Annotated in this window: 22 protein-coding genes; 12 read left to right on the plus strand and 10 right to left on the minus strand. The window is 70.4% G+C overall.

What is annotated here, in order from left to right; translation table 11 throughout:
• Positions 1–114: 114 nt before the first annotated feature.
• From ACFZAX_RS16135 to ACFZAX_RS16145, 3 genes are all read right to left on the minus strand, one after another.
• The gene (locus tag ACFZAX_RS16135; protein ID WP_390962148.1) at positions 115–474 is read right to left on the minus strand and encodes a DUF6412 domain-containing protein; all 360 of its coding nucleotides are present in this window, start codon (positions 472–474) and stop codon (positions 115–117) included.
• 143 nt (positions 475–617) lie between these two features.
• Positions 618–2117, minus strand: a complete 1500-nt coding sequence (locus ACFZAX_RS16140; protein WP_390962149.1) for a sodium:solute symporter — start codon at positions 2115–2117, stop codon at positions 618–620.
• A complete protein-coding gene (locus ACFZAX_RS16145; RefSeq protein WP_327180007.1) occupies positions 2114–2272 on the minus strand; it encodes a DUF3311 domain-containing protein in 159 nt (52 codons plus the stop codon). Before ACFZAX_RS16145 ends, ACFZAX_RS16140 begins: the two co-directional genes overlap by 4 nt.
• 406 nt (positions 2273–2678) lie before the next feature.
• Here ACFZAX_RS16145 and ACFZAX_RS16150 point away from each other — a divergent pair, with 406 nt between their 5' ends.
• The 10 genes from ACFZAX_RS16150 to ACFZAX_RS16195 all read left to right on the plus strand — a co-directional run bounded on the left by ACFZAX_RS16150 (position 2679) and on the right by ACFZAX_RS16195 (position 15411).
• A complete protein-coding gene (locus tag ACFZAX_RS16150; protein ID WP_390962150.1) occupies positions 2679–3686 on the plus strand; it encodes an SEC-C metal-binding domain-containing protein in 1008 nt (335 codons plus the stop codon).
• Between the two features lie 95 nt (positions 3687–3781).
• Positions 3782–4216, plus strand: a complete 435-nt coding sequence (locus ACFZAX_RS16155) for a DNA mismatch endonuclease Vsr (protein WP_390962151.1) — start codon at positions 3782–3784, stop codon at positions 4214–4216.
• Positions 4217–4430: 214 nt separating this feature from the next.
• Entirely contained in the window at positions 4431–6983 is a 2553-nt protein-coding gene (locus tag ACFZAX_RS16160) for a Z1 domain-containing protein (RefSeq protein ID WP_390962152.1), read from the plus strand.
• An 11-nt stretch (positions 6984–6994) separates the two neighbouring features.
• On the plus strand, positions 6995–8002 hold the full coding sequence (locus tag ACFZAX_RS16165) for a PD-(D/E)XK motif protein (RefSeq protein ID WP_390962153.1): 1008 nt from the start codon (positions 6995–6997) through the stop codon (positions 8000–8002).
• Positions 7999–9939, plus strand: coding sequence for a hypothetical protein (locus ACFZAX_RS16170; protein ID WP_390962155.1), 1941 nt, complete (start codon positions 7999–8001; stop codon positions 9937–9939). The genes ACFZAX_RS16165 and ACFZAX_RS16170 overlap by 4 nt, the downstream gene beginning before the upstream one ends.
• Positions 9932–10831 (plus strand): hypothetical protein, encoded by a 900-nt coding sequence (locus ACFZAX_RS16175; RefSeq protein ID WP_390962156.1) that lies wholly within the window; start codon positions 9932–9934, stop codon positions 10829–10831. Before ACFZAX_RS16170 ends, ACFZAX_RS16175 begins: the two co-directional genes overlap by 8 nt.
• Positions 10828–12657 (plus strand): DUF6339 family protein, encoded by a 1830-nt coding sequence (locus ACFZAX_RS16180; protein ID WP_390962157.1) that lies wholly within the window; start codon positions 10828–10830, stop codon positions 12655–12657. Before ACFZAX_RS16175 ends, ACFZAX_RS16180 begins: the two co-directional genes overlap by 4 nt.
• Positions 12658–12666: 9 nt before the next feature.
• Positions 12667–14034: a DNA (cytosine-5-)-methyltransferase gene (locus tag ACFZAX_RS16185; RefSeq protein WP_390962158.1), complete on the plus strand. Its 1368-nt coding sequence runs from the start codon at positions 12667–12669 to the stop codon at positions 14032–14034.
• Positions 14035–14152: 118 nt separating this feature from the next.
• A complete protein-coding gene (locus ACFZAX_RS16190) occupies positions 14153–14527 on the plus strand; it encodes a hypothetical protein (protein WP_390962159.1) in 375 nt (124 codons plus the stop codon).
• Positions 14528–14955: 428 nt separating this feature from the next.
• The gene (locus tag ACFZAX_RS16195; RefSeq protein ID WP_390962160.1) at positions 14956–15411 is read left to right on the plus strand and encodes a peptidoglycan-binding protein; all 456 of its coding nucleotides are present in this window, start codon (positions 14956–14958) and stop codon (positions 15409–15411) included.
• Here the strand turns inward: ACFZAX_RS16195 and ACFZAX_RS16200 are convergent.
• Positions 15390–16118, minus strand: a complete 729-nt coding sequence (locus ACFZAX_RS16200; protein WP_390962161.1) for a TetR family transcriptional regulator — start codon at positions 16116–16118, stop codon at positions 15390–15392. The genes ACFZAX_RS16195 and ACFZAX_RS16200 overlap by 22 nt on opposite strands.
• A complete protein-coding gene (locus ACFZAX_RS16205; RefSeq protein ID WP_390962163.1) occupies positions 16115–16684 on the minus strand; it encodes an MFS transporter in 570 nt (189 codons plus the stop codon). The genes ACFZAX_RS16200 and ACFZAX_RS16205 overlap by 4 nt, the downstream gene beginning before the upstream one ends.
• Before the next feature lie 95 nt (positions 16685–16779).
• On the opposite strand from ACFZAX_RS16205, the gene ACFZAX_RS16210 reads away from it, so the two are divergent.
• Positions 16780–17082, plus strand: a complete 303-nt coding sequence (locus ACFZAX_RS16210; protein WP_327175996.1) for a hypothetical protein — start codon at positions 16780–16782, stop codon at positions 17080–17082.
• 70 nt (positions 17083–17152) lie between these two features.
• Here ACFZAX_RS16210 and ACFZAX_RS16215 read toward each other — a convergent pair whose 3' ends face one another.
• Positions 17153–18541: a DUF445 family protein gene (locus ACFZAX_RS16215; protein WP_390962164.1), complete on the minus strand. Its 1389-nt coding sequence runs from the start codon at positions 18539–18541 to the stop codon at positions 17153–17155.
• A 461-nt stretch (positions 18542–19002) separates the two neighbouring features.
• On the opposite strand from ACFZAX_RS16215, the gene ACFZAX_RS16220 reads away from it, so the two are divergent.
• Positions 19003–20181, plus strand: a complete 1179-nt coding sequence (locus tag ACFZAX_RS16220) for a GDSL-type esterase/lipase family protein (protein ID WP_390962297.1) — start codon at positions 19003–19005, stop codon at positions 20179–20181.
• Positions 20182–20244: 63 nt separating this feature from the next.
• Here ACFZAX_RS16220 and ACFZAX_RS16225 read toward each other — a convergent pair whose 3' ends face one another.
• The 4 genes from ACFZAX_RS16225 to ACFZAX_RS16240 all read right to left on the minus strand — a co-directional run bounded on the left by ACFZAX_RS16225 (position 20245) and on the right by ACFZAX_RS16240 (position 23971).
• Positions 20245–20976 (minus strand): DUF1707 domain-containing protein, encoded by a 732-nt coding sequence (locus tag ACFZAX_RS16225; protein WP_390962165.1) that lies wholly within the window; start codon positions 20974–20976, stop codon positions 20245–20247.
• 49 nt (positions 20977–21025) lie between these two features.
• Complete coding sequence (locus tag ACFZAX_RS16230) at positions 21026–22111, minus strand: ATP-binding cassette domain-containing protein (RefSeq protein WP_390962298.1); 1086 nt, start codon at positions 22109–22111, stop codon at positions 21026–21028.
• A 56-nt stretch (positions 22112–22167) separates the two neighbouring features.
• Entirely contained in the window at positions 22168–22971 is an 804-nt protein-coding gene (locus ACFZAX_RS16235) for an ABC-2 family transporter protein (protein ID WP_390962300.1), read from the minus strand.
• A 199-nt stretch (positions 22972–23170) separates the two neighbouring features.
• Entirely contained in the window at positions 23171–23971 is an 801-nt protein-coding gene (locus ACFZAX_RS16240) for an ABC-2 family transporter protein (protein ID WP_390962166.1), read from the minus strand.
• Between the last annotated feature and the right edge of the window lie 30 nt (positions 23972–24001).

Below are 24001 nucleotides of genomic sequence, written 5' to 3' on the forward strand. Positions count from 1 at the left end.
GCGTGGACTTCGTACGGGACCGGCGGACGGGATCGATGGACGGGCACCCGTGGAGGGGCGCGTCGACGTCGGGTCCGGAGGCCCGGAGGCCGGAGTTCCGAAGAAGCGGAAGCCTTACGCGGCGGCCGTGCGGAGGACGGCACGCCCGGGTGCGCGGGGGCGGGTACGCCCCTTGGCGTCCGGATCCCGCTGCGGCAGGAACGCGGTGCGTCGCGCCCGGTCCCTCAACGCGGTGCGGACCTGCGTCCGGAGGACGGGAACGGCGCACCGCGCGCTGATCACCGAGCAGGCGAGGAGCGCGGAGCCCGCCGCGGCGGTGGCGGCGAGCGCGACGGCGGCGGAGAGGCTGCCGCCCTCGGTGAGGAGGATCTCGGCGACGAAGAGGACCAGCAGGCCCGCGGGCCGCAGCAGGCGCGCGAAGGCACCACGGAGGCGACCGGGGTACGCGTCGGTGCTCGGGTACGCCTCGCTCATGGCTCCTCCTGTTCCTCCGCCGTGCCGCTCTCGGACCGCTCGTGCCGGTCCGCCGCCGGACACGTCCCGGCCACGGACCTCTCCAGCCGTTATACACGATGACCTGGATCACACCGGGCGGTCCAAGGCCGCCCCTCGGCGGCTCAGACGGCCGTCGCCTCGGCCGCCGGCTCGATCTCGTCACGGGCGAGCACCTCGTCGTCCGGCCGCTCGTCCCGGTCCCGCGGGCCCGCGTACGTCACCGCCAGCGCGACCGCCAGGTTGGCCGCCAGCGCGACGAGCCCGGCGTTCACGCCCCACACCGGGTCGTTCCCGTTGAAGACGAGCACACAGACCACGGCGACGCCGACCGCGAGCCCGCTGAACGCCCCGGTGAAGGTGAGCCGCCGCCACACCAGTGCCAGCAGCACCATCGGCAGCAGCTGGGCCATCCCCTCGTACGAGATGAGCGAGAGCCGCACGAGGGTGTTGGGCGCGGTGTAGGTGAGGAGAAGCGCGAGCCCGCCGGCCACGACGACCACGATCTGCGCCGCACCCTTCTGCCGCTGCTGCCAGCGGGGTACGAGGGAGAGCACGCTGCGCCCCCACATCGTGCCGATGACCAGCATGAAAACGGCCATGGGCACGATCGAGGAGAGCGCGGCGGCGACCCCGACGACCCCGACCGCCCAGGCGGGCAGCGAGTCGGTGACGAGCTTGAAGAGGGCGAGGTTCGAGTCCGCCCCGACCAGCCCCGGTACGACGAACAGGGCGGCCATACCGAGCAGCATCGGGACGAAGAGCAGGACGTTGTAGGCGGGCAGCCACATGGCGTTCCGCCGCAGGACGTCCGCGTTCCGGGCGCCGAGGTACCCGGCGACGGTGGTCGGGAAGATCACCACGGTGAGCGAGTTCAGGAACGACGTACTGACGAACCACGCCTCGCCGAGCCCGCTGTCCCCGTGCCCGGGGAACGTCAGCCACTCGCTCTTCTCGGAGACGAGGCGGTCCAGGAAAGGGCCGTACCCGTCGAAGTAGTGGGCCGGTACGTAGATCGCGAGGAAGCCGAGGGTCCCGATGACCATGACGTCCTTCAGCACCGACACCCAGGCACTGCCGCGCAGCCCGCTGACGACGACGAAGCCGGTGGTGACGGCGAAAGCGATGAAGTACGCCCAGTTCAGGCTGATCGTGCCGTAGGAGATCGTCGAGACGACCACCCCCATGCCGGTGATCTGGAGCTGGATGTACGGCAGCAGGAAGACGGTCGCGAGGACGGCGACGAGCGCGCCGAGCCAGGGCCGCCGGAAGCGGTGGGCGACCATGTCGGTGATCCCGACCAGGCCGTGCCGGCGCGCGTACCCCCAGAGGGTCGGGCCGACCAGGTAGCCGAGGGCGTACCCGCAGGACATGTACGCGACGACGTACAGCACGGGCGCGCCGTAGTTGTAGCCCCAGCCGGCGGCGCCGAGGTAGCTGAAGCTGGTGTAGCCCTCGCCCGCCATCAGCACCCAGATGAAGACGGCCCCGAGGCTCCGCCCGCCCACGGACCACTCGGCGAGCCCGCCCCCTCCGCCCCCGCGCCCGCGCAGGGCGAGCAGCCCGAGCGCGACGGTGAGCACCATGAAGCCGGCGAAGACGGAGGTGGCGACGACGGCGTTCACCGGCGGTCCCCCCGCCGGGTCAGCCAGACGGCGACGGGCGTCAGCAGGGTCGCGCCGAGCATCCAGAGGAAGAGGAACGGCAGCCCGAACACGACGGGCTCCACCCGGTTCACCCACGGCAGGGCCCCCAGGTACAACACGTACGGGACCAGCAACCACCACACCTGCGGACGTCTTCTCAGCACTCGGGGACCTTACCGCCGCCCGGGCCCGGGCCCGGGGGCGCGTCCCGGCGCGTCCGGGGTCCCGGGGTGCCGGGGGCCGCACCGGGTGCGGCGGGGGGCGGGTACCGGGTGCGGCGGGGGGCGGGTACCGGGTGCGGCGGCGCGTACGGGTCGGCTGCGGCGGCGGGCCGGCCGCGGCGGGCCGGTGTCCCATCCGTGGGACCCGCCGCGCACCCCTGTGAACCGTCCGTGATCCGTCCGTGATCCGTCCGTGAACCGTCCGTGAACCGGCTGTGCACCCGTCGCGTACCCGGTGCGCACCCCTGTGTCCGGGCGCACTCCGGCCCCCTCGCCGGTTGCTCCCGCGGGCCCGCCCCACCGCAGTACGGTGTGGGACATGCGCCCCGACACGCCTGCCGAGCACATCACCGAAGCCGAGCGACTGCTGCGCACCGCGGTGCGCTACCCGGAGGACCGCGAACCGCTGCTCCTCCAGGCCGCGGCCCATCTGGAACTCGCCGGCGAGCGCGCCCGCGCCGCGACCCTCTACGACGACCTGCTCACCGCCGAGGGCGTCCCCGCCGAGGACCCCCACCTGGTGAAGGCCCTCAAGGCCGCCAACCTCTGGGAGTACGGGCACGAGGCCGAGGCCCGCGCCATCATCGAGGGTCTGCGCGTCGCGGCCCCCCGCGCTGCGGGCCCCTGGACCATCGCCGCCGAGACCCTGGAGGCGCACGACGAGCTGGAGGCCGCCCACGACCTCTTCTCGACCGCGCTGACCCTGCTTCTGACGCCGGGCGAAGAAGTCCCGTACGCCACACAGTCCCTCCTCACCGGCCGCCACCGCGTCCGCCGGCTGCGCGGCTCCGACCACGACGACTGGGACCGGCTCGCCGACACCTTGCACACGGCCGAGGTCCCGCTCGACGAACTGCACGACCCGAAGCGGCTCTGGTCCCTCGGCTCCTCGGACCCGGGCGAGCTGAAAGCGGAGATCACCCGCCTCCGCGCCGAACTGGGCGTCTACCGCACGGCCCTCTCCCGCCCCTTCCCGGTCGCCGTCCTGCACTGGCCCGCGACCGAGCTGGCCGAACTCCTCGCCGCGTACCCGGCCCTGGCCACCGAGTACCCCGACCACCCCGGCCACCTGACCGCCGTGGAAACCGCCCTCCGCGACCTCCACGCGGCCGGCACCGCGAACCTCGGCATCGTCACCGGCACCATCCCGTCCTACGAGGCCTTCGCCGCCTCCGAGGCCACTTCCCCCGGCGACCCGAACCTCCTCCCCCTCTACGCCACCACCCTCGCCGCCCGAGGCCGAGCCCTCCCCTGGCCCCCGGCCCGCTCGGCGGCGTGCTGGTGCGGGTCGGGGGACGCGTACCGGGAGTGTCACGGGGCGGGGTGAGACGAGGCGCACGCAGGTGCGTGGAGCGCGCCGGAGGGCGCCTCCGGTGTGGCCCCGACCCCACGGGGCCACACCGGCTGCTTCACAATGGAGGTGTGTCCGACGCGATTCCCTCCTCCCCTGCGGTCTCCGCGCGCCTGAGCCGCCAGGGCTCCCGCGACACCGCTCCCGAGATCGCGGTGCGCAGGATGCTCCACGCGGCCGGCTTCCGCTACCGCGTCAACGTCGCCGTACCCGGAATGCCCCGCCGGACCATGGACATAGCGTTCACACGCCTCCGGGTTGCCGTCTTCATGGACGGCTGTTTCTGGCATGGCTGTCCAGAACATGCCACCAGCCCGAAATCCAATGCCGAGTGGTGGCGGACCAAGCTCGACAGAAACATGGCACGGGACCTGGAGACGAGCGCCCATCTCGAAGCGCTGGGTTGGACGGTTCTGCGCTTCTGGGAACACCAACCCCCCACAGAGGTCACCGCACGGATCGCCGACGCGGTAAGGGGCCCGCACGCCGACGGAATCCGTACCTGACCGCGACGACGAACCGAGACGACTCCCGATCGGGAGCGCGGAGTGCGCGCCGGCCGAGCCGCCTTGGTCCAACATCGAATCAAGGCTCGGAATCGCTCGTGAAGAACCGGTGCAGCCAATAGAGTGACGATCTGCATGCATCTCGCATATGCCTCCAGGGCGACGCGGCGGCGCGCATGCACCTCAACGCACAGGACGAACGGGGGCGGCTCTCATGCCCGATGGCATCGACGACATGTACGAAACATTCAAAGCGCTGCTGGACACCTTCCCGCCTTCCGAGGCAGTCAAGCGACTCGAGCAATTCGGGATCGACACCGACGTCATCGAAAAAATTCGCGAGCGCCATGAGAGCGAAGCCCTGCGCATCAAGGAGCTGGAGGAACCGCTCGCAGTTGTTCGGGACAATCGCATCACCTGGTACACCGGCCCGCAGCCCAAGGACAAGTGCTGGCCGTCGATCGTGGAGCTCCTCCACAAGGACGGTTGGGCGGAGGAGCCGATCCACAGCCTGGACGACTCCTCCAGCCGCGTTGTGTCGCTCCTGAACCACCCGAAGGAGAAGGCGTTCTCCACCAGGGGCCTCGTGGTCGGGTACGTGCAGTCCGGGAAGACCACCAACTTCACGTCCGTCATGGCGAAGGCAGCCGACCGAGGGTACAAGCTGTTCATCGTCCTCGCCGGTGTCCACAACGGGCTGCGACGCCAGACCCAGGCGCGGCTGGTCCAGCAACTCGTGGAGCCGAATCCCTCCCTCTGGTCACAACTCACCGGGCTGGAGAAGGATTTCACTCCCCACGAAAACCCTGCTTCCTACTTCGGCAAGAACAACAGGACGCATGTCCTCTGCGTGGTCAAGAAGAACGCGACCGTCCTCCGTAAACTCGCCACCTGGCTCGCCGAGGCGTCGGACTACCTGGACGGCTGCCCGGCCCTCATCATCGACGACGAGGCCGACCAGGCCACCGTGGCCACCACGTCGATCAACCCGTTGATCCTGAGCCTCATGGCCAACCTGCCTCGCTCCGCGTACGTCGGTTACACCGCTTCGCCCTTCGCCAATCTCCTGATCGACCCGAGCGCCGAGAACCTCTATCCGAAGGACTTTATCGTCAACCTGCCGAAGCCACAGGGGCACTTCGGCACGGAGATCCTCTTCGGACGCTACGCCCTGGACGGCGAGGATCCGGAAGAACTCGACGACGGGCACGACATGATCCGCTCGATTCCCAGGACGGACGTCTCGGCCGTCCGTCCCGACACGCGCGCGGACGTCGAGGATTTCGCTCCCGTGATCACCGACTCCCTGCGTCGGTCGGTCGAGTACTTCTGGATGGTGACCGCGGCGCGGCGGGTCCGTGGACGAGGCAACCCGCACAACACGATGCTGATCCACACCAGCGTCAACACGACAGTGCACAACAGCTTCCGAATGCCGCTCGAACGCCTGCGCCGTCGAACCGCCCAAGCCTTGGAGGAGCCGGGACTTCGGGACGAGCTGCGAAGCCTGTGGAACGAGGAGACCTCACGCGTCCCTGCGGCGGACTTCGGGGAAAGCCCGGTGAGCTTCGACCAACTTGCCGTCGAACTGCCGGCTGTGCTCCACAACTGCCGCGTCATCATGGACAACTCCAGCAGTCAGGACCGCCTCGATTACGAGAACGGGCCTGTCACGGCGATAGCCGTCGGTGGCAACACGCTCTCCCGCGGTCTTACGTTGGAAGGTCTGTCCGTCAGCTACTTCGTCCGCTCGGTCTCCGCCTACGACACGCTCCTCCAGATGGGGCGGTGGTTCGGTTTTCGTCACGGCTACGCCGACCTGCCCCGCATCTGGATGACGGACGAACTGGCAGAATGGTTCAGGCATCTCGCCACGGTCGAGACGGAAATGCGGAGGGACATCGACGTCTACATGACCGAGGCGGAGAGCCCTCTCACCTTCGCAGTCCGTCTGCGTACGCATCCGGCGCTGCGGGTGACAGCAGCGGCCAAGATGCGCGATGCGGTTACCGCCGCTTCCTCCTACGGAGGGAAGCGGCTCCAGACCCACTTCTTCCACACCGATGCCGAATGGCTGGAAGGGAACATCCGGGCGGCACGGGATCTCACCGCGGTGGCCGTCTCCCAGGCCGAGCGCATCGAAGATCGCCGCACGTCGGGCCGGTACGTCCTTCGCGGAGTCCCGCACACGGTGGTGACATCCTTCCTGTCGTCCTACCGTTTCCATGAGAGGTCGCCGGAGAACGACGCGGCTCTCATCAGTGACTACGTACGCAAGCGTGTCGCGGCACAGTCGCTGCGGAAGTGGAACATCGCGATCGTCGGCACCCCCGCGGGCCAGGGAGAGGATTTCGAGTTCGCCCCGGGAGTTTCCGTGGGCAGGGTCAACCGCGCCCGCCTCGACACCACGAACGCGACACCGCACTTCGCCGACATCAAAACTCTCATGAGCCGCCGTGACGCCGCGGTGGACCTGTCGGGCGACACGGAAGGACTGACGGAGAAGGAGATCACCGACGAGCGGCGGAAGCAACTGCCCGACACGGGGCTCCTCGTGCTCTATCCGATCGACAAGGTCTCCGCCCCGCACCCCTCGAAGAAGCTCCGCGCACCATTGAACGCGGAGACCCACGTCATCGGAGTCGGCCTCGTGTTTCCCAAGCCGGGAGACGGTGACAGCGAGGTGAGGGGTTACATCTCCGCCGACCTCTCCAACGTGACGATCGAGGAGGAGGACTTCAGTGCTCTGGTGCGTGACGACGCATGAGGGCCGAGCCCATGAGAACTGCCGTGGCGGGTTCCTGGAACTCCCTGGGGGCCGCCTCGGTCAGTGGCGCACGCCGGCTGCGCGTCATGCCTCTACCGGTGGAGACGGGACAAGGGCCGCTCGTCGCCGGTGTCGACCACGACGGCCGTCGCCATCTCCTGATCCCGATACCCGCACACGTCAAGGTACGTAGCGGCTTGGACGGCCCGATCCTCCGGCTTGTCGCCCGCCCGTTGGAGGACGAGACGACGTATCAGAAGTACGCGGATCTCTCCTGCCTGCACGATGACTTCGTCGATCTGTTCACAGGCCTGTGCATGGACGTGTGCGATGCCGTGGCCGAGGTACCGACCAACCCGCTCAAGGCGCTGCACGCGGTACTCGACCACTGGAAGGCGCTGTTCCGAGAACAGAAGGTCGGACTGGGCTCCGAGCAGATCGTGGGGCTCTACGGTGAACTGCTCGTGCTTGCACGTCTTCTCCGGCACGACGCGAGCGCACACCGTCTCTGGGCCGGACCCCGCGGCCATCGTCACGACTTCGACGCCGGAACCCACGCGATAGAGGTCAAGTCCAGCTCGTCGGCGACAGAGCGTAAACCGCGCATCCACGGGCTGGAACAGTTGGAGGTTCCAGAGAACGGAGCCCTCTGGCTCACGTGGTTCCGTCTCCGTAGTAGCACTACCCAGGGCTCCGGTCAGTCGCTCGTGGAGCTCGTCGATCGGGTTCTGGATCTGTGCGACGACGTCTCCGCAGTCCTCGAACTCCTCGCCAGATCCGGTTTCCATCGGACCGACAAGCGGTACGACAACGCCCGGTTCGTGGTGGCAGAGGAGCGCTGGTACCGCGTCGGTCCCGGATTCCCGGGCCTCACACGGGCAGCACTCGTATCCGCCGACATACCGATATCGGTCCTGGATGTCGAGTACACGATCGACCTGTCAGGTGACGTGCCGCCCCCTCTCCGAGCAGGCGAGCTGCTCGAAGTGATCCAGCGCATGATCCAGGAGTCCGTGTGACAGTGCCACGTTGGTACTCGCAGCCCTACCCGCCGGAGGGGGCGAGCGCCGCCGAAGGGATCCGCAACCAGTTGGGGCGACCGGCACTGGACTCCCTGACCATCCTGGTCCGCGAGTCGGCTCAGAACAGTTGGGATGCGCGACTCGACTCCGCCCAGCCGGTCGACTACCGCCTCGATCTGTGGACCGTGGGGCCCGCCCATGCCGTCGCCTGGCGCGACCTGCTGCTGACGGGTGCCCCTGCCGATCGCAATCACTTCCCTCTCAGGGAGGTCCTCAGACAGCCGACGATCCGTGTACTCGCGGTCTCCGACCGCGGCACCCGCGGACTGGGAGGGCCCACGCGAGCGGACACATTCGCGGCCGAACGAGACTTCGTGTCCTTCATCCGCAACATCGGCGAGCCTCGGGACAAGGCCCTGGGCGGTGGGACCTACGGGTTCGGCAAGGGCATCTTCTACATGCTTTCCAGCCCCGGGACCATCATCGTCCATTCACGCTGCCGGACTCCAGCCGGCGGTTACGAGACCCGTCTCATCGGCTGCACGCTTTGGGAAAGCTACGGCGTCGAGACGGAGACCGGCAGTCGTCACTACACAGGTCGCCACTGGTGGGGTGACACGTCCGGGGACGTCGTCGAACCGCTGACCAACCGGGAGGCGGACACCGTCGCCCACCGTCTCGGTCTCCGCCCCTTCGGGCCGGAGGAGACCGGAACCACAATCGTCGTGGTGGATCCAAGGCTGGACGGGCTCACACCGGTGGAGGCGACCGCATACCTGGCCGAGACGATCGCCTGGCACCTCTGGCCGAAGATGATCTCCACCGATGCGCGTCCGGCGGGCATGCGCTTCTCCTTGACGTGCGACGGAGTGGAGTACCCGGTCCCCGATCCCCGATCGACGCGTCCTCTCAACATGTTCGTCACCGCGTACGAGGAATTGGAAGGGGAGAAGGGACTTCGGCTCTCCTGCCGGAGTCCCAAACGCTTCCTGGGCATGCTGGGTCTCGAGAAGCGCGTCATGCCTCCCCTGGAACCGAGTCGCGCCTCACGCATGGTGGACATCGAGGACGTCGTCCACCACGTATGTCTGATGCGCCCCGCCGAGTTGGTCGTCACGTACCGGCCGGGCCCGAAACCCCCCAGTGTGAACCAGGGGTACGCCGGTGTCTTCAGGGCCGACGAGTCGATGGACGAGATCTACGCAAAGGCCGAACCGCCCACCCACGACGCATGGAACCCCCAGACGCTGGAGAAACCGGGCAGCACGTTCGTCCAGACCACCTTCCGCCGCATCCACGAGGCCCTGGAGAATTTGCTCTCCCTGGACGGCTCAGCCCGCGCGGGTTCCAGTAGCGTCGCACTCGGTGCCGCCAGTTCCCTCTTCTCGGGTCTCGTGGGCGGCACCTGGGGCATTGGGGGAGCCACCGCCTACACCGAACCGGGCAGTACCAGCGGGGGCCATCGTCGGAAGCCGACCCTCCAGGGCTCCGGTCTCCAGGGGCTGAGCCCTTCGGGACCGAATCCTTCCCCGACCGCTCAGGGGGAGGACCCGATGGGCAGAGGTTCCGCTCCGCAGACCGGTGCATCACGGAGTCGTCCTCGTGTCCAGTACGTCGGCGAGCCCTTCTACGAGGATGGTGCCGCTGCGACTCTTCTCGTACAGGAGTTCCGACTGCCCGCGAACGGGAGGCAGCGGGTCCGGGCCGACCTCGCGGTGACGCTGCCCGGCACGGGCGGTCGAGAGACGGACCCGCCCGAGGGAGCCGTGATGCCGGAGCTGGTGGGCTGGGAAGACAGCGACGGCGTGATGCACACCTCCGCGAGCATGGAGATCGAGGGCGGCGACTCCGTCTGGCGCGCCCTGGTCCAGCCGGCCCCGGACACCATGACCGAGATCGGCATCAAGGTGGAGGCGGTGAGGGCAGGTGAGTAAGCGCGTCCTTCCCTACCGCACTCCCCCGGCGGACGTCGTGGCCGCCTCCGGTTGGTTCCTGGTGACAGCCGATGGAGACGTTCCCCTTCCTGCGGCACTCCCGGACTGGGACTACCGCATGAACCTGCGTGTACGCAGGGACATCCACGTTGACGTCGACCGGGCCCGTGCCGCTGCCGGCCTGCCGACCGACGCCGCCCTGGCCGTCTCCGCGGTCTGGACTGCCACAGGATCCGGCCTGAGCGGACCCGCTCGGCATGTGCGACTGTCAGGTACAGGAACTGTGCCAGTTACCTTGGACGTGCGTCTGGAGGGCACAGATCTCGGCGGACTGCTTCTTCTCGACACCATATTCGTCCTGGCCGAACGGCGGGTAGGGAATGCTCGCCCGGCCTCGCCGCGACGTGCCGGTTCCGTCCTCTGGAGCGATCGCGCGGCGGTGCGCCTCCAAGGAGACGCACCGCAGTTCCCCATGGCCGTGATCGACTTCGCCCTCACCTCGTTCCCCGAAAATGCGGGGTGGCATCTGCAGATCAGCGGAGGCATGGAGAGCGCCACCATGGGAGCTCTACTCCTCCTGGTCAACGAACGGAATACGGTCACCGCCACCGCATTCGAGAACGCGGCGAGACCTCGTCCCCTCGACCGCGTCGTGCTGTCGGCCGTCTATGCCGACACCGCCCGCACGCTGGTTGAGCATGCTCTGCGTCACGACGACTTCGACGAGAAGTCCGACTATCCGGACGACTCCTTGGGTGCCACGCTCCTGAACCTGTTCGATCAGCTCTTCCCCGACCAGCCGATCGCCGACCTACGTCTGCGGAATCTTCAGTCGCCGGCGTTGTTCGCCTCCGACCTGCAGGCGGCAGTCAAGATCTTCGAGGTGTCGTGACCAGCTTCCTCTACCCACGTCTGCTGCCGGCCCAGGCAAAGCCCCTCTTCGCCGAGTACGGCACCTTGGCCGTGCCCGAACTCGCCGAACGTGTGTCCTTCGGTCACGATTCTGCCGTCTACGTTGCCACCGGCGGCGACAGAATCTCGGAGAAAGGGCTCCGAGAACTGCGTGAGGGAGTCCTCACGCTCGCTCTCCGAGCGGGTTATCCCGATGCGACGAGTCGCGCTCACAACGCCGAGTTCGACCTGTCCCTTGCGGAACTGCTCCACGCCGGGTCCGGCATGGTGCCCGCCGAGGCCGCGTCGCGGGACGCCTGGGCCTTCCTCGCTCTGATCGTCCTTCCCGACGTGGCCTTCTGGCGATATCCAAGCCCTCCTCGGGACCGTATTCTCGGCACGGACCTCACGCGGCACGTCTTCGGAAGGCTGTGGTGGAGGGCACAACTGGTGCGCTCTCCTCAGGAGGTAAACCCCTACGAGGCGCTCAAGGTCCTGGGCGAGGCGGCGTTCGATCAAATCTACGCACGTCGTGCCGCCCTGGGCGGAAGCCCTTATCTCGTGCGCGCGATTCTGAGGGTCTGGAACGATCTCGACCTGCACGGCCTGAACGAGAGGGACACGCTCCGGGACTTCCTCAAGAGGCTCCTGCGACTGGCCCCGTTCGTCTCGTTCGACGCCCTCGATGAAGCAGCCCTCGACAACGAGCTGAGAGCAGTGGCCGAGGAATCCACCGCAGCTCAGCGGGTGAAGTCCGCCGGCACGGCCTCGCGAAGCGCGGCCACTCGTGACGTGAGCGCCGCTTCGGTGATCGAATCCTCCACTACGGGCTTGGCCTCCGTCCCTGCAGCAGCCCGTAGATCCGCCGACGCGGGCCCTCGCCTCCGCTCGATCGAGATCTGCGCCGGTTCCGGCGCGCAGGCCCTGGGACTGCACCGCGCCGGGTTCACTCCACTCCTCCTGATCGACAGCAAGCCCGACGCCTGCGCGACCATCGCCGCCAACCGCCCCGAGTGGGAAGTCGCCTGCATGGACCTGGCGCAGTTCCGCGTCTACGAGAAGCAGGAGGTCATCGGAGTCGACCTTCTGAGCGGCGGCCTGCCGCGGGTCAAGTCGACAGCGACGAACGGACGCGAGGAGGACACCGACGAACGCCGGGTGCTGCGTGCTGCGGTGAATCTGGCCCGAGTCGTCAGGCCCAGGGCAGTGTTGCTGGAGAACGTGCCCGATCTGGTCGAGAGCCCCGCGTTCGAGGCCGAACGCGCCTGGATGTCGGAGGCTCTGTCCCTGGCTGGCTACACCTGTCGGTGGAACGTCCTCAACGCCGCGGACTTCGGAGTGCCGCAGAATCGACGCAGTGGGTTCCTGGTGGCTCTGCAGGAGCCGTACGCCGGGCGGTTCAGATGGCCGGCACCGTCCGAAACAGCGCCCCCGACCGTGGGCGAGATCCTGGGTCCCAGCATGTCCGCCCACGGATGGCCCGGCGCGGACCGATGGAGCAAGGGCGCCGACCGTACAGCGCCGGCCCTTGTGGGAGGTTCGGAACGTCGCGGCGGAGCGGACCTGGGGCCCACCGGCAGCAAGCGCGCATGGGAGACCCTGGGGATCAATGGCAACAGCATCGGCGACGAGCCGCCCGGGCCCGATTTCGCAGTGGACGGACTACCCAAACTCACTGTGGGACAGGCTGCACTGATTCAGTCGATCCCTGCGGAGTGGGTCTTCGTCGGAGGTAAGACCTCGCGATACCGCCAGATCGGACATGCAATGCCGCCCCCTCTCGCAGAGGCGATCGGCCGTGCCGTGGCAGCGGCGCTGCAAAGTTAGGATCGCTCCATGCGTACGCCCCGCCCCCGCGGCCACGAGCCCATCACCGTGCTTGACCTCTTCTCCGGATGCGGGGGCTTCACCCAGGGGTTCCACGAGTTCCGCCCCCTCGACGGACCGGAGGCCTCGTCTCCTGCGTTTCGCAGTGTCGCGGCTGTGGAACACGACACGGCGGCAGCCGCCACGTACGCGATGAACTTCGGCGAGGAGCGCAGGAACAGCCAGGTGCGACCTGCCCGTGTCCACCTCGGCGACATCGAGCAGTGGTCTCCCTCAGCAGAGGAACTGGATGCGGAGGTAGTCATCGGCGGGCCCCCGTGCCAGGGATTCTCGGCGCTGAATCGGAACAGGGCGGGAACCGACCGAAACAGGCTCTGGGAGGAGTACGTACGCGTCGTCACGGAAGTCAAGCCCAAGATCTTCGTCATCGAGAATGTCGATCGCTTCCTGAAATCGGACGAGTTCCAGAACCTTCTGAGTGAAGTATCCGACGGCGGACGCCTTTCGGACTACACGCTCGTCGATCCTCCAGGTCTGAAACCAACCGACTCGGGTGAGGCCCGAACCAAGAAATACCTCCTCAACGCCTGTGACTACGGTGCGGTCCAGGCCCGCCGTCGCGCCATCGTCATCGGGGTTCGGAAGGACACACAGAGCACCCGCACCATGCTCTATCCCGAGCCGACCCACATGCGCCCGCCCAAAGCGCTCAGAAGGCCCGATGCGAATGCCCTGGAAGCCGCAATCGACACACCTCTCCCGCACTGGATCTCTGTGGACGACGTCTTCGGCGAAACCCGATCATGGAGAATCACAGGCACCGAGCTCCCGGACTCGAAGAAGCACGTGCAGGACATCAACACCATGGTCCCCGGTGTGTTCACAACGGAAGATCTTCATTTCGGTCGAAACCCCGAACTGATCTCCCGCGCACGCTACAAGGCGATCCCCGAGGGAGGAAACCGCAAGGATCTCCGTGACAAGTGGTTCACCGTCACCGACGCCGGAGAAATCAGGATCCTCAAGAAATCCGACCTCTCAACTGTCAAGACAAAGTTCGAGTACCTCTCGACCGACAGTTGGGACAGCCACAACACGGGCACCGGGGACGTCATGGGGCGCCTGCGTCAGGGGGAACCGTCCGTCACCATCAGGACGGAGTTCTTCAAGCCCGAGAAGGGGCGGTATCTCCACCCGACCGAACCCCGCCCCATCACCCACTACGAGGCTGCGCGAATCCAGGGCTTTCCTCGCGATTTCCGCTGGTGCGGTTCGAAGACCGAGATCGCCCGGCAAATCGGGAATGCCGTACCCATTCCGCTCGGGAAGGCGATAGCCTCTGCGATTCACGCCTGCCTTCGCGGCACCGCGGGCTGAAGCGACAAAGCGACGCCGGGCGGGCCGCTCCCTCGGACGAGCAAGGGCCCGGGCGTGCGGCACCCGTGTACGGGTAAATCGCTGGCCAGAGCTCTACGCCTCGTGCTCCACTGCCGCCATGACGCTCAGCGTGGACGTGTTCCGGGTCGACGAAGACGGCAGGGCGCATGTCCAGAAAATGCCCGAGGGCGGTTCGGACGTGGCCGGGGCGGAGAGTTGGCGGACGGCCGTCTGGGTTTTTGAGGCTGTCCGTTCGCTCGGGGCTCGGTTCTTTCCCCTCCTCGCCACCGGGCATCTCGTGGCCCAGCCCGACGAAGTGTCCTGCCTCCTGGACGAGTGCGGGCTACAGCGGAGGAACCTGGCCCTGATCACCAGGGGCACAGCGCAGGGTGTCGGCCCTGACAGCCTGCGGGCGATCGGGGACCGGCTGGCGAACGTCGAGGACGCCTGCCGGCGGGCCCTGGCGATCGGCGGCGGCGTCCTCGTCTGGTGAGGGCGGGTGAGGGCGGGGCAGAGGGCGAGAGCGGGGGCCGTCACCGGAATCCGGCGGCCCGAGCCACCCCGCGCCCCTGGCCCATCCCCCCTCCGAAAGCCGGCCAGCGCCGGGTACCCGGCGCCCCGCCCCCGAGCCGCCCCGGCTCCACCCGGCGCCCGTGTCCGGCCACCCCGCGCCCGGCCACCCCGCGCCCCGCGCCCCGCGCCCGGAGCGGCACGCGCAGCGCCCGCGACCTCCGCGTGGCCCTCGCGCCTCCCACCGCACGCCCTGCCCGCCGCGCTCACCTGTGGTTACGTTGAGGGACGCGCCGCGGACCACCGGGGCTCCGCGTGGAGATCCCGGTCCGGATCGTGGTGTGCGCTCCACCGGGCCGGTTCCTGGCCGGTCCGTGCGAGCCCGGCGTATCCCGAACCGGAGGTTCCGGCATGACCGTCTTCCGTACCGCCTCCTCGCCCGTCCCCTCCTCCTCGCAGCCCCCGAAGCCCTTGAAGAGGCGCGTCGTCGCCCTCGCGGGGGCCGCCGCGCTGACGCTGGGGGCCCTCGCGGTCGCGCCCGGGGCCGCCGCCGCTTCACCGGAGGCGGCCGTGCCCGCCCTGACCGCCGTGCCGGGCGGGTGCGCGTACACCGCGACCTCGGACCGGCCGGTGCTCCGGGCCGGCAGCGGCGGGGCCGCGGTGAAGCAGGCGCAGTGCCTGAGCAACGTGTGGGGAGGGCTGGTGCCGAAGCTGGACGTCGACGGGAAGTTCGGGGCCGCCACCCAGGCGAAGGTCACGTGGATCCAGGGGTGCCACGGGTTGCCGGCGGACGGCGTGATCGGTGCCCGGACCTGGGAGGCGCTGTACAACCCGGTGCCGGACTGCTACGACCCGTATCCGGGCTGATCCCGGTCCGCTCCCGTCCCCATCCCCGCTCCCGTCCCCATCCGCGCCCCCGGCCCCAACCCCGCCCCCGTGAGCAGGGCCTGGAGCGCCGGCGCGTAGAGGTCCGCGAGGCGCTCCGGGCTGGTGCGGGAGCCCTCCCCCTCAGGGCGCAGGCTCAGGGCGGCGCCGAGGCCGATGAGCTGGCCCGCGGCGAGTTCGGCGCGGAGTGTGCCGTCGGGTCCGGGCAGCCGGGCGGCCAGCCGCTGGGTCACCTGCTCGTGGAAGCGGTGGCGTAGCAGGACGCGTTCGTCGCGGTTGCCGAGCGAGAAGACCACCCGCAGGAAGGGGTCGGAGCCGTGGGCCCGGCGGCGGCGGACGAGGGCGAGCACCATGTGCCGGCCCAGCCGGTCCAGCGGGGCGTCGAAGATCGCGTCGGCCTCGGGGCCGAAATCGGCGACGGCGCCGAAGAACTCGTCCTTGCGGCCGAAGTGCTTGACCACCAGGGACGGGCTCACTCCGGCGTCGGACGCGATGCCGCGGATGGTGACCTCGGCGTACGGGTTCCGCACGAACGCCCGCCGGGCCGCCAGCAGGATCGCCGCCCTGCCGCCGCCCGCGTCCGCCGCCCCGGACGCGTCGTGCGCGCCCGGGGAACCGGAGGAACCCGGGGAACCCGCCCAGCCCGGGGCTCCCGGCTGTACGGCGTGCGCTGCGGCCCGGCCGGTCATGCGCCCTCCTGAATGGTTCTGGCCGGCGCACCTGCCTTCCGGTCCGCCCGCTTCTTCGTCCCTGCGACCGTACCCGCCTCCGCGAGGCCCGCTCCCAGCAGCAGCAGGGTGACCAGCAGGGCGAGCAGGGCCGCGGCCCCGGCGATCACGAAGACCAGCTGGTACGCGTGGAGCGTCGGCGCGGTGAGGCCGCCGGCCCGGAAGGTCACGTTGCTCAGTACGGCGGCGACGGCGGCGCTGCAGAAGGCCTGGCCGACCGAGCGCATCAGGGTGTTCAGACCGTTCGCGGCGCCCGTCTCACTGACCGGTACGGCCCGCATCACGAGGGCGGGGAGAGCGGAGTAGGCGATGGCGGTGCCCGACGCGACCACGGTCGCACCGGCCACGATCGTCCAGAGGCTGTGGCTGGTGAAGTAGCGGACCCCGTACCCGACGGCGATGACCAGCGGAAGGCGGTGACGGCGCCGGAGGGTATGAGAGCGGCGCGCCTGGTGGGTGCACGGACGTTCGCCGTCAGGGTAAACGCCTGTGCACCCCTCTGTCCCCGGGGTCCGTGGATCGGGCACGTATCGGCGCGTTAGCCTCGGAATCCCCGGACGCCGACGCGGGCCGTGTCGCGACGGGGGGCTCGGACGACAACACGAAAGCGAAGGTGCCTGCCATGGCGAAGATTCCGGCAGCGGCAGTGGCGGCGAGCGGACTCGTCGGCGGTTACGGGGTGGCCCGGTGGACCCGGAAGCGCCCCCTGGGCGGCGCCGCGCTCGCCGTGGCCGGGGCGGTCGCCGCGTACGAGTGGAACCGGACGGCCGGCCCCCGCGCCGCCACCGGCCTGACCACGGCGTACGTCGCCGCCTTCGCCGGATCGCACGTGCTCGCCAAGAAGCTCGGCGCCTGGCCCGCCGTCTTCACCGTCGCCGGCGGGGTCGCCGCCGCGTCCTGGGCGGTCACCCGCCGCGCGGCCTGAGGGACGCCCGGCGCCGGGCGGGAGCACGGGGGACCCGTCCGGCGCCCGCACCGCGCGCCGCGCCCCGTTTCTATCCCCCCAGCGCCCGCGACACCGTGTAGATCGCGAGTCCCGCCAGCGCGCCGACCACCGTGCCGTTGATCCGGATGAACTGGAGGTCGCGGCCGATGTGGGCCTCGATCTTCCTCGAGGTCTGGTCGGCGTCCCAGCCCGCGACGGTGTCGCTGATCAGCGAGGTGATCTCGGTGCGGTACGTGGTGACCACATAGGCCGCCGCGTCCTCCAGCCAGCCCTCCAGCTTGTCCTGGAGCCGCTCGTCCGTGGCGAGGCGGGCTCCCAGCGACATCAGCGAGGCCCGCGCGCGCAGCCTCAGTTCGCTCCGCTCGTCCTCGGCCGCCGTGATGATCATCGTGCGTACGGACGACCAGGCGGAGGCGATCACCTCCTGCACCTCGCGGCGCCCCAGGATCTCCGACTTCAGCCGCTCCACGCGCTCCCGGGTGTCCCGGTCGGTCCGGAGGTCGGCGGCGAAGTCCGCCAGGAACGTGTCGATGGAGTCGCGGGCCGGGTGGCCCGGCATGTCCCGCATCTCCGTGACGAACCGCAGCAGCTCCTTGTAGACCCGCTCCCCCACGCGCTTGTCGACGAACCTCGGTGTCCAGCCGGGCGCCCCGCCCTGCACCGCGTCCATCACCGCGTCGCCGTGCAGGACCAGCCAGTCGTGCGCGCGGACGCAGACCAGGTCCACGACCCTGCGGTGACCGCCGTCGGCCACCACCTTCTCCAGCATCTTCCCGAGCCCGGGGCCGATCTCCACCGCGTCGGCCCGCCGGGTGATCGCCTCGCCGACGATGGCCTGCACGTCGGCGTCCCGCAGCACGGTCAGCGCCCCGCGCAACGCGGTCGCCAGCTCGGCGGTGACCCGGCCGGCGTGCTGGGGTTCCGCGAGCCAGGCGCCGACCCGCCCGCCGATGCCCAGCGCGTGGATCCGGCCGCGCACCACGTCGGCGGAGAGGAAGTTCTCGCCCACGAACGACCCGAGCGAGGCCCCCAGCTGATCCTTCTTCGTGGGGATGATCGCGGTGTGCGGGATGGGCAGGCCGAGCGGCCTGCGGAAGAGGGCGGTCACGGCGAACCAGTCGGCGAGCGCACCCACCATGCCCGCCTCGGCCGCGGCGGCGACGTACCCCGGCCAGCCGCCCACTCCCGCGTTCTTCGCCCAGGTGGCGAGCGTGTACACCAGCGCGACCAGCAGGAGCAGCCCGGTGGCGGTGATCTTCATCCGGCGCACCCCGCGCCGTTTCTCCTCGTCGGCGGCGGTGTACGCGAACGAGGCCAGGGGGGCGGCGGCCCGCCCGGCCGGGCGGGGCCGGGCGGCCCGCCCGGCCCCGCCCGGAGCCCGTGCCGTACGGTCAAAACCCTGCGGTGTGTCCGGGCCCACCGCGGCGTCCGGACCCACGGGAGCCTGCGGACCCGCGGGAGCCTGCGGACCCGCCGCGGGCTGCGGACCCGCGGGGGCACCGGTACCCACCGGAGCGTCCGGATCCGGATCTCTGTCGTGTTCCGGCCCCGTGCTCGCGCCCGGTTCATTACGATCCACCGCGTCCCGCCTCGCTTTCCTGCCGTGCCCCGGTCCGCCGGACGCGCGGTCCCGTACGACCGCGCCATCCGCTCGCGTACACGTCTTCCCCCGTCGTACGCATTGTCCCCACTGTCCTACTCCCGGACGGCCCGCCCAGTTCCCCACGGCCGTCGCGCACCGTTGTCCCGGGGAGTCCGGGCCGAGCAGGAGGAGCCGTACCGCACATGTCCAGGGTCGTCCGCAGTGACCAGGCCGGGCCGGGCCCGGGCCCCCGCGAGCCCGGCGGGAGCCCCGGGCCGGGCGCCCGGCGGCGCAGGCGCGCCGTGCTCCTGGTCCTGGTGACCGCCACCGCCGTACTCGCCGCGGCCCTCGCCGTCGGTACGGCACGGCTCACCGATCCCCGCGACACCGGGCTGCGGGCGGCCGGGCGGCACCCGGCCGGCCGCGAGCCCTCCGGGGCGAGCGGTCGGTGGGTCGCCACCTGGACGGGGGCGCCGGTGCGCGCCGCCCCGGTGGCGGCACGCGACCTGGCGGGCACGACCCTGCGCAACTCCGTGCACAGCAGTACCGGCGGCGACGCGGCGCGCATCACCCTCTCGAACCTCTTCGGCACCGGCCCGCTGGTGATCGACCGGGCGCGGGTGAACTCCCGCCCGGTGACGTTCGGGCGGGCGGGGAGGGTCACCGTCCCGGCGGGCGGGCAGGTCGTGAGCGACCCCGTGCGCACGAGGATCGCGGCCGACTCGAACCTGGTGGTGTCCTTCCGTACGCTCACGACCGGCGGGCACGTCACCCAGCACCCGGCCGCCTTCCAGACCTCGTACCTGGTCCGGGCGCGCACCACCTGGCCCATCGACGACTGGCGCTATCTGACGGTCGTGGACGTGTTCAGTACGACCGCCCGGGGCACGGTCGTGGCGTTCGGCGACTCGCTCACGGCGGGCAGCGGCTCCACGCCCGACGCCAACCGGCGCTGGCCGGACCTCCTGTCCGACCGTCTGAAGGGCCGCTGGGGCGTGGCGAACCAGGGCATCTCGGGGAACCGCCTGCTCTCCGACGGCCGGGGCGGCATCGCGGGCACCACCCGCTTCGCGCGCGACGCGCTGGGCGTGACCGGCGTGCGCACGGTGATCGTCGCGCTCGGCATCAACGACGCACAGACCGCCGCCGCACACCTGGACCCGCAACGCGTCGTGGACGCCCTGCGCCGGCTCACCGCCCAGGGCCACGCGCGGGGGCTGCGGGTGATCGGGGTGACACTGACGCCCTTCGAAGGCATCGGGAACCACACGCCCGCCCGCGAGGCCATCCGCCAGGAGGTCAACGAACAGATCCGGACCGGAGGGGTGTTCGACGGGTACGTGGACTTCGACGCGGTGGTCCGCGACCCCGCCGTACCGCAGCGCATCCGGGCCGACTACGACAGCGGCGACCACCTGCACTTCAACGACCGGGGGTACCGGGCCCTCGCCGACAGCATCGACCCCGGCCTGCTGACCGGCGCCCCGAAGGGATAGCTCCGTGGGGCCGGACCGGACCCGGCAACGGCACGAGCGCCCGCACCGGCACCGGCACGCGCCTCAGCGCACGTCCTTGCCGCCTCCGGGCCCCTGCGCCTCACCCGGTCCGCCCACCGGCCGGGGCGCTTCCGCCGGGCTCACCGCGTCCGCCGCCGCCTTCGCCCCGGCTTCCTTGCGGCGGCGGCGCTCCGCCCTGCTCCACTTGCGTTCCACACCGACGCCGCCCATCAGCGCGAAGCCGGTGACGGTCACCCTCGGCGCGTCGGGTGCCGGTTCGCCCTCGTCCCTGGACCGCTCGTCGAACCCGCCCATGAGACCGACCCCGTTGACCCGCAGATGGACGTCCGGCGGCACGGTGACGCCCGTTCCGCCCATGATCGTGACGCACCGGACCGTCACCTCCCGTTCCGCGAAGCGGGCCTCGCGCAGATCGACGACCCCGCCGCCCCACATCACGAACGAGGTGAACGTCCGGCCCACGGTCCAGCGCCCCTTGCGGCTGAAGCCGCCCCAGAACGCGAAGCCGCCCTTCGACGTCGGCTCCCCGCCGATCCGCTCCCGCCAGGCCGGCACCGCGGTCCCGCCCACGTCCGGCAACGGGGCTCCGGCGACCGGGAGATCACGGACGAGCGGCGTCAACTCCCCGCGCGTGCGGGCCGCGTAGGCCGACTCCAGCCGCTGCTCGAACTCCGCCATGTCCAGGCGGCCTTCGGCCATGGCGTCCCGCAGGATCTCCGCGATCCGTTCCCGCTCGGCGTCGGAGGCGCGCACATCGGGGAGTTCGCTCGTCATGACGCACACCCTATGCACGGCACGCACCACCGGAACAGAGCCCCCCGCGTCACGCGGCGGGGCGCGAACCCGCCGCGTACATCCGGGCGATCACGTCCTCGATGTCGGGCTCCCGCACCGAGAGGTCCTTCAGCGGGTACTCCGCCGCGATCCGCGCCACGAGCGGAGCCACGGAGGTGCCCGCCGGGAGCGCCAGCCACTGGCGCGGCCCCTCCGTCCGGAGCACCCGCGCCCGCAGCGGCCCCTCCGACTCGACCGCGACCGGAGGGAGTTCGCGCTCCAGATCCACCACCAGGACGCGTTCGCCCCCACCCGCCTCGTGCAGCCCGGCGAGCGCGCCGTCGTACATCAGCCGGCCGTGGTCGATCACCATCACCCGGCGGCACAACTGCTCGATGTCGGTGAGGTCGTGGGTGGTGAGCAGCACCGTGGTGGACCGCTCCTCGTTGAGGTCCTTGAGGAACCGCCGCACCTTGGTCTTGGAGATGATGTCGAGCCCGATCGTCGGCTCGTCCAGGTACAGCACCTCCGGATCGTGCAGCAGTGCCGCCGCGATGTCCCCGCGCATCCGCTGCCCGAGGGAGAGCTGCCGCACCGGCTTGTCCAACAGGTCCGCCAGATCCAGCAGTTCGACGCACCGGTCGAGGTTCTCGCGGTAACGCGCGTCCGGGATGCGGTACATGCGGTGCATCAGCCGGTACGAGTCCTTCAGCGGCAGGTCCCACCAGAGGGTGGTGCGCTGCCCGAACACCACCCCGATACAATGCGCCAGCCGGGTGCGGTCCCGCGACGGGTCGACGCCCGCGACCCGCAGCCGGCCGCCGCTCGGGGTCAGGATGCCGGTGAGCATCTTGATCGTCGTCGACTTGCCCGCACCGTTCGGGCCGATGTACCCGACCATCTCGCCGCGCGCCACCCGGAAGCTGATCCCGTCCACCGCGCGCACCTCCCGGCGCTCGCGGCGCAGGAAGCCCGTCCTGCGGCGCACCTGGAAGACCTTCTCCACCCCGTCCAGCTCGATGAACGAGTCGTCGGCCGCCGGGGCCCGTACGTCCTTCGCCGCCGCCGTCCCCGCCGTCCCCTCCCCCGCCCTCGTCCCTGCCGCCGCCACACCCGTGTCCGCGTCCCGCGCCATGCCCGTACCCGCTCCCGTATCCACGCCCGAACCCATCCCCGCCACCCCGTCCCCGGTCAACTTCCCGTACTCCGGTACGCCCGCAGCCCCGTGCGCCACGCCAGCCAGGCGAGCAGCCCGCCCCCGGCCGCCACCAGGGGCGACAGGAACGCGACCCACGGGGGCATCGCCACCGGGTAGTCCCGCCCCAGTACGTACAGCGCGGGCAGCCAGCTGACGAAGGCCAGCGGCACCACGAACGTCACCCCGCGCACCAGTTCCCGGGCGAAGACCGAGGGCGGGTACTGCAACAGGGTCTGGCCGCCGTACGTGAAGGAGTTCTGCACCTGCGCCGCGTCCTGGGCGACGAACTGGACGACCGACCCGCCGACGTAGACCGCCCCGAAGAACGCCCCGCCGCTCACCACCGCCAACGGGACCAGCAGCACCTTCAGCGGGGTCCAGTCGATGTCGAGGACCACCAGGGCGTACCCCAGCACCATCAGCCCCTGGACGATCCGCCCCACCCGGCGCAGCGCGAACCGGTCGGCCGCCACCTGCACCAGCACCGGCACCGGACGCACCAGCAGCGTGTCGAACGTGCCGTCCCGTACCCGCTCGCCGATCCGGTCCAGGGACCCCAGCAGCAGGTCGGCCAGCCCGAACGCGGTCGCCGCCATCCCGTACAGCAGGGCGATCTCCGGCAGGGAGTAGCCGCCCAGGGCGTCGACATGGCCGAACATCAGCATGATGGTGACGAAGTCGAAGACCGTCGCGAGGAAGTTGCCGAGCGTGTTCATCGCGAACGAAGCCGGGTACGCCATCGTCGAACGGATCCACATCCCCGCGATGAGCCGGTAGGCGCGGACCCCCTCCAGCAGCGGCGACCGCTCACCGGGGCCGGGCCGGGCGGAGGGGTCCGGCCCGGTTGAGGGGTCCGGCCCGGTTGAGGGGTCCGGCCCGGTCGAGGCGCCGGGCCCCACTCCCCGTCCCGTACGCGCGTCGCCGCCCGCACCGCTGTCCCCGTCCGTACCGCCGCCGTCGCCGCCCGTGCCTCCGCCGCCCGGGACGAGCACCGTGTCAGCCACCCTGCACCACCACTCTCCTCGTCGCGACGGACTGGAGCACCCGGCCCGCCAGCAGCAGCACCAGCGCCCAGCCCGCCTGGAAGGCGAACGCCCCCACCAGGTCCCACCCGGTGCGCTCGCCGAGGAACACGTCGGCGGGCACCTGGAGGAACGCCGACCACGGCAGCGCCCGCGCCACCTCGCCCAGCAGCCCCGGGAACAGGTTCAGCGGCAGCAGCAGCCCGGAGAAGAACAGCCCCGTCAGAAAGCTCATCTGGAGCACCCCCGCCCCGTCCATCAGCCAGAACACGGCCAGCGCGACGAGGAACCGGACGGCGAAACTGACCACCACCCCGAGCGCCAGCGACACCAGGAACGCCAGCCACGTCCAGGGCGAGGCGGGCAGGGCCAGGTCGAAGGCGAGCGCACCGATCGTCATCGGCACGACTCCGCGCCCCAGGAAGTTGAAGGCGGCCCGGCCCAGGTCCCCGGCCAGGTACCAGCACTGGAGGTCGGCGGGCCGGTAGAGGTCGATGGCGATGTCACCGGTGCGGATGCGCGCCATCAGGTCGTTCTCGAATCCGCCGCCCATCAGCGAACACGTCATCAGCAGCGCCTGTCCCAGCCAGACGTAGGTCAGCGCCTGGGCGGTGTCGTAACCGCCGAGGTCCGGCCGCTCCGACCACAGCGCGGTGTAGGTGTACGCGATGACGAAGCCGAAGACGGTGTTCGTGAAGATCCCCGCCATCGTCGCCATCCGGTACGTGGCATGCCGGCGGAACCCGCCCGCCGCCACCACGGCATAGACCCGCACGCCTCTCCCCCTCCCGGCACCAAAGCGCCC

The organism is Streptomyces sp. NPDC008125 (genome assembly GCF_042957125.1).
Classification (GTDB): Bacteria; Actinomycetota; Actinomycetes; order Streptomycetales; family Streptomycetaceae; genus Streptomyces.